Source organism: Micromonospora sp. M51 (assembly GCF_018070305.1).
GTDB classification, from domain to species: Bacteria; Actinomycetota; Actinomycetes; order Mycobacteriales; family Micromonosporaceae; genus Micromonospora; species Micromonospora parva.
Genome location: NZ_JAGPXZ010000419.1, coordinates 1 through 5,376, shown reverse-complemented (window position 1 = coordinate 5,376; position 5,376 = coordinate 1). Strand labels below are relative to the sequence as shown.

Sequence of the window (5,376 nt, the reverse complement as noted above, 5' to 3'; positions counted from 1 at the left end):
CCGGTCGGCGGGCGGCAACGTCGGCCAGGAGTCGACGAGCGACTGTTCGAGGCGGGTGACCCTCAGCCCTCGCCGGACGACCACCTGCGGCGGCTCGATGGTGAGGCTCCGGCGACGGTGGACGATCACTCCAGGCCGACTGCGCAGACCGCTGCTCGCTGGTGCGCTCAGGTGCACGAGGTCACCGACGCCTGCGGGTGCAACCCCCACACGGCGAGCGCACTGAGATGACTGAGCGCGCCGTTTCCGCCAGCCCAGGCGAGAGCAGCCCGCAGACTCAGGGCACTGTCGAGTCGACTCAGGACCGGGGCACCGGGTCGCCCACCGACGAGGTGGGCCGCCACGAACACCTCGGGCAGCACCCGGACCAATTCGCCGTTGCGGCAAGCCTGCCGAAGCGTCCACGACGGCACCACCTGCCCGGCCGCCCCGAATGTCACCAGCCCCGCGCCACGTTCGACGAGTTCCCGAAGCACCAGGTTCACGCACAGAACCGTGAAGCCCCACCCAGCCCTCCGTAACCACACCAGCAGGCCCTCTGTGGACAGCCGCCACCCTGTGCACAACGCCCCACCACGGCCCCGGTGTGCTACGTCAGGTGATCGATGGCAGTTGACGAGGGCTGGCGTCGGCGTGTCGAGTCGCTCAGCTGCCAACGATCACGAAACGCCGGCTCAGGACGGGACGTCGCGGTGGCGGAAGGCGGCCACGCCGACGGCGAGCAGGGCCGCGGCCACCGCCGCCAGCACCACCAGGGGAAGCGCCGCCGGGTGGACGGCGGGCACGGCCGGCACATGGGTGTACGGCGAGACGTTGAGCGCGGCCTGCGGCAGCTCCAGCACCGCGCCGAGCTGCCCGAGCAGCAGGAAGACCAGCAGCGCCGTCCAGGACAGCACCACCGACCAGCGGGGCAGCAGCCCGAAGAGCGCTGTCACCACCCCGGCGACCACGAGCAGGGCGGGCAGGCGCAGCAGCGCGGCGCCGCCCAGCTCGACGGCCTGCCCGAGCGGGTCGCCGATGACGATGCCGTAGCCGAGGCCGGTGGTCACGCCGGCGAGCAGCAGCAGGGCGACCGCGCCGAGCGTCGCGGCGAGCACCTGGGTGCCGAGCCAGCGGGTGCGGCTGACCGCCGTCGCGAGGGCGGCCTCCAACACCCCGTCGGCCTCGTCGCCGCGGACCCGGAGCAGGGCCTGCACGACGTACGCGCCGATGGTCAGCGCGAAGAGGCCGAGCATCGCGGTCAGGTACGCCTTGATCAGGTCGTCCCCGCCGCCCATCGCGTTTATCGCTTCGGCGGCGGCCGGGTTCGCGTCGATCATGTCGTTGAACTCATCGGCGGCGACACCCATGGGCAGGCCGAGCGCGGCCACCCCGACGGCCCAGCCGAGTAGTGTTCCGCGGTGCGTCCGCCAGGCCAGCCCGGTGGGGCTGAGCAGCAGTGGCGCGCCGGTCGCCGGGCCGCGTCGGGGGGCGAACAGCCCGGCGCCCTGGTCGCGTCGCTCGGCGAGGGCGTACGCCAGCGCCACCCCGGCGAGCAGCAGCGCGACGGGCAGGGCGAGCACCCACCAGCGTTCGCCGTCGAAGGCGCGGACCTGGTTGCCCCAGCCGAGCGGGGAGATCCACGACGGCCAGGCGCTGCGGACCCGGGTGCCGTCGGCGCTCTGCTCGCCGAGCACGTCGCCGGCGGCGCGCAGCACGAAGGAGAGCCCGACGGTGGCGGCGGCGAGCGCGTTGGCGCCGCGCGCGGTGACGGAGAGCTGGGCGGTGACCGCGGCGATCGCGGTGAAGGCGACACCGACACCGCCGATCGCTGCCGCTGCCGCGACGGCACCGGCGACCGGCAGACCGGCGCCGACCAGGGCGACCGCGAGCAGGGCGGCGGCCACTGTGTTCGCCGCGACGATGACGAGCAGCGCGGCGGTCAGCGGCGCGTACCGGCCGACCACGTTGGCGCCGAGCAGTTCGGCGCGGCCGGTCTCCTCGTTCTGGCGGGTGTGCCGGGTCACCGCGAAGGTGCTCAGCAGCGCGACGATCAGGGCCAGCGTCACGTACGTCTCGGCGACCACCACCGCACCGAGGTCGGTGCCGTGGATGGGGCCGTTGAAGGCGCGGGCAACCAGGCTGGACGCCGACGTGGTGGCGTAGCCCAGCCGGGCGTCCTGGTCCGGGTAGATGCCGGCGACGCTGCCGGCGAGGGCGTAGCCGAGCAGGGGCGTGCCGAGGATCCAGATGGCCAGGCGGATCCGGTCGCGACGCAGGACGAGCCGGGCCAGCCTCGTCGTGCCGGTGAGGGCGCTCACCGGGCACCCGCCTGCGGTACGTCGGCCTGCGTGTCGGCGTGCGAGCCCTCGCCGGCCGGAGCAGCACCCGCGGCAGGACCGTGGGCCGGCCCAGCACCCGTGCCAGGAGCACCAGCCGACCCGGCACGGTCGGCGGGACCATCGGCCGACGCCGCAGCCGCGGCGGGGTCGTCGCCGTAGTGGCGCAGGAAGAGCTGTTCCAGGGTGGGTGGCGTGCTGGTCAGCGCGCGGACGCCGAAGCCGATGAGGTGCCCGAGGAGTTCGTCGAGGTGGGCGGGCTCCACTTCCAGGTGGGTGCGGCCGTCGACCTCGTGCACGTCGTGCACGCCGGGGAGCGCGTCCAGGCCGGTGACCGGGCGGGCGGTCTCGACGGTCACCGCCGTGCGGGTGAGGTGGCGCAGCTCGGTGAGGGTGCCGGATTCGACGGTGCGGCCCTCGCGGATGATGCTGACCCGGTCGCAGAGCGCCTCGACCTCGGCGAGCACGTGACTGGAGAGCAGCACGGTGGCGCCGGCCTGCTTGACCCGCCGGACCTCGTCCTGGAACACCGCCTCCATCAGGGGGTCGAGACCGGAGGTCGGTTCGTCGAGCACGTACAGCTCCACCGGGGAGGAGAAGGCGGCGACGATGGCGACCTTCTGCCGGTTGCCCTTGGAGTAGGTGCGGCAGCGGCGGGTCGGGTCCAGGTCGAAGCGGTGCAGCAACTCGTCGCGGCGGCGCCGGTCGAGGCCGCCGCGCAGCTGACCGAGCAGGTCGATGGCTTCCCCGCCGGTGAGGTTGGGCCAGAGGTTGACGTCTCCCGGCACGTACGCCAGCCGGCGGTGCAGGCGGACCGCGTCGCGCCACGGGTCGGCGCCGAGCACCTGGGCGTCGCCGGAGTCGCGGCGGAGCAGCCCGAGCAGGATGCGGATGGTGGTGGACTTTCCCGAGCCGTTGGGGCCGAGGAAGCCGTGCACCTCCCCCCGCTCGACGTGCAGGTCCAGCCCGTCGAGCGCCCGGATGGCGCCGAACGTCTTGACCAGGTTGCCGATGGAGATGACGGGCATGGCCCCTCCTGCTGTTGGCTGCTTCGTCGACCACCCTCACTGTACTGACCGTTGGTCAGTGGAATCAACGGTGATCGTGCCCACCGGTCAGGACGTCGCTAGGCTGGCCGGCATGACCGCCGATCCCGCGGACGACACCCGCACCCGGATCCTGCGCGCCGCGCTCGACCTGTTCGCCGAACACGGCTACCAGCGCACCTCGCTGCGTCAGATCGGCGAGCGGCTGCGGCTGACCAAGACCGCGATCCTGTACCACTTTCCGGCCAAGGAGCATCTGCTCGCCGCCCTGATCGAGCCGCTGCTGGCCGACCTGGAGAGGCTGCTCGACGCCGCCCAGGGACAGCCGACCGACCAGGCCCGGTGGACGGTGCTGGAGGGCTGGGTGGACGTCATGCTCGCCCACCGCCGGCCACTCGGCATGCTCTTCCACGACATCGCGCTGGTCGGCCGGGGCGACACGTACCACCGGCTGATGGTGATCGCGATGCGGGCCAACGACCTCATCGCGGGGCCGGACGCCGGGCGTCGGGAGCGGGTCCGGGCGGTGCAGGCGGTGGCAGCCTGCAGCGATCCGATCGTCTTCTTCACCGACGTGTCTGACGAGGTGCTGCGCGCCGACATGCTCGACGGCGTACGCCGCCTGCTGACCACAGCGGCCGCGGACGCCGCTTATCCGCCGGACGCCGACGCGGCGGGCGTGGCCGTGCGCCCTGCGGACCCGGCGGCCGCGGCTCTGGCCCCCGCGAGCCGGCCGGACGCGGCGCCGGGCGGCGGGACGGCTGCCCGTCGGCGGCGGCCGGGACGACCTCCGGCGCTGGGTCGGGAGCAGGTCGAGGCGGCCCGGCGGATGCACGAGGCGGGCACCCATTCGGTGGACGCCATCGCCACCGCGCTGGGTGTCTCGCGGGCCACCGTCTACCGGCACCTGACCGCGCCATAACGAGACAGTTCTAAGAACGTTTTGAGATTGTTGTGAGCCGGGGCCTGGCCGGCAGGTGTCAGGCCGCCAGGGTGGCGTAGCGGCCGTTGCGGTCCAGCAGGCTGTCGTGGGTGCCGGCCTCGACGATCCGGCCGTGGTCGAGCACCGCGATCTGGTCGGCGTCGCGGATCGTGGAGAGCCGGTGCGCGATGGTGATCGTGGTGCGGCCCTGGGCGAGCACGTCGAACGCCCGCTGCACGGCGCGTTCGGTCTCGGTGTCCAGCGCGCTGGTGGCCTCGTCGAGGACCAGGATGCGCGGGTCACGCAGCAGCGTACGGGCGATGGCCAGGCGCTGCTTCTCGCCGCCGGAGAACCGGTGCCCGCGCGAGCCGACCATGGTGTCGTACCCGTCGGGCAACCCGGCGATCAGGTCGTGGATCTGGGCGGCGCGGGCGGCGTCCTCGATTTCGGCGTCGGTGGCGTCCGGCCGGGCGTAGCGCAGGTTCTCCCGCACTGTGGTGTGCAGCAGGTACGTCTCCTGGCTGACCACGCCGACGATCGCGGCCAGATCGGCCAGGCGCAGGTCGCGTAGGTCGACGCCGTCGATGGTGATCCGGCCGGCGGTCGGGTCGTGCAGCCGGCTGACCAGCCCGGCGAGGGTGCTCTTGCCGGAGCCGGTCTCGCCGACCAGGGCGAGGCTGGTGCCGGCGGGCACGTCCAGGGTGATCCCGGCGAGGGCGGCGGTGTCGCTGCCCGGGTAGCCGAAGGTGACGTCTTCCAGGCGCAGGTGACCGCGCACCCGGGCGGGGTCGAGGCGGACCGGGTCGGCGGGGTCGGCCACGTCGACCGGCAGGTCCAGGTATTCGAAGATCCGGGCGAACAGCGCCAGCGACGCGGTGAGCGAGACGCCCACGTTGAGCAGGCCCATCAGCGGGCGGAACAGGCCGCCCTGCAGGGCCGTGAAGGCGACCAGGGTGCCGATGCTCAGCGTCCCGGCGGTGCCGGGCAGTCCGGCGGCGAGGTAGATGACCGCCGGTACGGCGGCGAAGATGATGCTCATCGAGGCCATCCGCCAGCGGCCGGCCAGCTCACTGCGCAGCTCCAGGTCGAC

At 73.4% G+C, this 5,376-nt stretch carries 4 protein-coding genes and 1 pseudogene; 1 reads left to right on the top strand and 4 read right to left on the bottom strand.

Annotated features, from left to right (window positions below; all coding sequences use genetic code 11):
• Positions 1-167: 167 nt before the first annotated feature.
• From KBX53_RS21000 to KBX53_RS20990, 3 genes and pseudogenes are all read right to left on the bottom strand, one after another.
• Positions 168-485 (bottom strand): hypothetical protein, encoded by a 318-nt coding sequence (locus KBX53_RS21000; RefSeq protein ID WP_210861168.1) that lies wholly within the window; start codon positions 483-485, stop codon positions 168-170.
• 189 nt (positions 486-674) lie between these two features.
• Positions 675-2,300, bottom strand: a complete 1,626-nt coding sequence (locus KBX53_RS20995) for an ABC transporter permease (protein WP_210861165.1) — start codon at positions 2,298-2,300, stop codon at positions 675-677.
• Positions 2,301-2,476: 176 nt separating this feature from the next.
• Positions 2,477-3,346: pseudogene (locus KBX53_RS20990) on the bottom strand (ATP-binding cassette domain-containing protein); the annotation flags it as partial.
• A 112-nt stretch (positions 3,347-3,458) separates the two neighbouring features.
• Between KBX53_RS20990 and KBX53_RS20985 the strand changes: the two are divergent.
• Positions 3,459-4,286 carry a TetR family transcriptional regulator gene (locus KBX53_RS20985; RefSeq protein WP_030327450.1) on the top strand — a complete coding sequence of 276 codons (828 nt, stop codon included), beginning with the start codon at positions 3,459-3,461 and terminating at the stop codon, positions 4,284-4,286.
• A gap of 58 nt (positions 4,287-4,344) precedes the next feature.
• Here KBX53_RS20985 and KBX53_RS20980 read toward each other — a convergent pair.
• Positions 4,345-5,376, bottom strand: a 1,032-nt coding sequence (locus KBX53_RS20980) for an ABC transporter ATP-binding protein (protein ID WP_210861162.1), incomplete at its 5' end; no start/stop codon positions are given.